This is a genomic window from Streptomyces sp. NPDC058375, assembly GCF_042723425.1.
Classification (GTDB): Bacteria; Actinomycetota; Actinomycetes; order Streptomycetales; family Streptomycetaceae; genus Streptomyces; species Streptomyces durocortorensis.
On the sequence record NZ_JBHXJG010000485.1, the window covers coordinates 1 to 1,556 of the forward strand.

1 protein-coding gene is annotated in these 1,556 nt (G+C 67.8%); it reads right to left on the reverse strand.

From position 1 onward, the window contains the following. Nucleotides 1-50 precede the first annotated feature (50 nt). Nucleotides 51-1,355, reverse strand: a complete 1,305-nt coding sequence (locus ACFWM7_RS35240) for an extracellular solute-binding protein (RefSeq protein ID WP_383268854.1) — start codon at nt 1,353-1,355, stop codon at nt 51-53. Between the last annotated feature and the right edge of the window lie 201 nt (nt 1,356-1,556).

The following is a 1,556-nucleotide window of genomic DNA, read 5'->3' on the forward strand; positions in this document are numbered from 1 at the left end:
GGCCGCGCCCGTGGGAGGGGCCTTGAGCGGGGAGGTGTGCGTGGTCATCGTCAGCCGGCTTCGGTGAAGGCCGCGTCCATCTTCTTCGCCGCGTCGTCCGAGGCCTCCGCCACGTCCTTACGGCCGGCGACGATCTCCTGGAACATCGTCGGCAGGATCAGCGAGGCGTCGATCTGGCCCCAGGCCGGCGAGGCGGGGACGAACTTGGCACCCGCGCCGAGGGTCTCGACGAACGGGGCGACGAAGGGCTCCTTCTTCGCGGCGTTGTCCAGGACGTCGGTGTAGGTGGGCAGGAAGCCCATCGCGTCGAACATCTCGGCCTGGGTCTTCTTGCCGGACAGCGACTTCATCAGGTCGACGGCGAGGGTGCGGTGCGAACTGCTCTTGAGGACGCCGAGGTTGTTGCCGCCCGCGAAGGCCGGGGCGATGGAGTTCTCCGCGACGCCGGGCAGGGGCACGACGGCGTACTTGCCCTTGACCGCGCCCGCCTCGACGGCCGCGTGGCTGAAGTCGCCGCCGATGGCCATGGCGGCCTTGCCGGAGGCGAAGGCGGTCACGGTGGCGTTGCCGCCCATGGAGGCGCACTTGGCGGCCGGACAGTTGTCGTCGCCGAAGAGGGAGGTGTAGGCCTCGATGCCCTTGCGGGACTTCTCGCTGTTGATGCCGGACGTGTACGTCCCGCCGCTCTCGCCCGCGAGTTCGCCGCCGTTGGCCCAGATGAAGGGCATCGCGCCGTAGGTGTACGCGCCGCCGACCGCGAGGCCGTAGAGCTCGGGCTTCGCCTTGCGGATCTTCTTGGCGGTGGAGATCAACTCGGCCTGGGACTTGGGGGGATCGATGCCGAGGTCCTTGAAGACGTCGGTGCGGTAGTAGAGGGCGCGGACGCCGACGAAGAAGGGCGCGCCGTAGACCTTGCCGTCCACGGTGACGGACTGCTTGGCGATCGGGTCGGTGTCCTTGGCCTCGTCCCAGGCACCGAATTCCTCGGTCACATCGGCGAGTCCGCCGTCCTTGACGTATCCGGCGGTGTCGCTGTTGCCGTACTCGATGAGGTCGGGGGCGCTCTTGGGGTCGTTGAACGCGGCCTTGATGCGCTGCGCGCGGGTGTCGACGGGTATGTACTCGATCTCGACCTTCGCACCCTTGTGGGTCTTCTCGAAGTCGGCGACGGCCGCGTCGACGACCTTCTCCTTGGGCTTGTTGCCGACCTCCTGGAAGAGCCAGACCCGGAGCGTTCCGCTCTTGTCGTCACTCTTCGCACTGGTGTCGGAGGTCTGCGGTGCGCAGGCGGTGGCGGTGAGGCCGGCCAGCACAAGCGCCGCGACTGGGGCGGCAATTCGGGCAGAAAGCTTCATCCGGAACCCCTACCGGTCAAGCGTTGCACCACGTGCAACGTGCGTTTCGTTCTGCACAACTGGCAGGAGAGTAGATCCGCGTACCGGCGACGACAAGTGGTCTCGACCACTCTGTGACCAGGGGATGCAGCCCGTGCAACGCGACCGCCCGGTCACCGAAGGTGACCGGACATGCGGAAGGCCCCCCGGGGCGCGCGGTGT

Excerpts from the sequence above, each read along its gene's own strand:
- ACFWM7_RS35240 (WP_383268854.1), bottom strand. The coding sequence starts at position 1,355 with ATGAAGCTTTCTGCCCGAATTGCCGCCCCAGTCGCGGCGCTTGTGCTG.